General features: G+C 56.3%; 1 protein-coding gene. It reads left to right on the top strand.

The features are described from left to right. Positions 1 to 268 (top strand): hypothetical protein (locus tag DW640_RS23420; RefSeq protein ID WP_147326415.1); only part of this gene is annotated, 268 nt, incomplete at both ends.

Here is a 268-nt window from a genome sequence, read left to right as displayed (position 1 = left end):
GCGACAACCGAAGAGCGTGCCATACTTCAAAGGTACTGCGGTTTCGGCGGTCTGAAATGTATCCTCAACCCTGCAAAGGAACTGACGGATGCCGTCCGGTGGGCGAAATCCGACCTCGAACTGTTCGCCCCGACGGTGGAGCTGCACAGGCTTATCCGTGAGAACAGCAAGGACGAAACAGAGTACAAGCGGTTTGTGGATTCGCTGAAAGCGTCCGTGCTGACCGCTTTCTACACCCCCAAAGAGATAACCGACACCATCGCGGACG

The organism is Bacteroides sp. AM23-12 (genome assembly GCF_003434395.1).
GTDB lineage: Bacteria > Bacteroidota > Bacteroidia > Bacteroidales > Bacteroidaceae > Bacteroides > Bacteroides thetaiotaomicron.
Note: the sequence above shows the minus strand (reverse complement) of the source record. Positions and strands in the feature narration are given on the sequence as shown.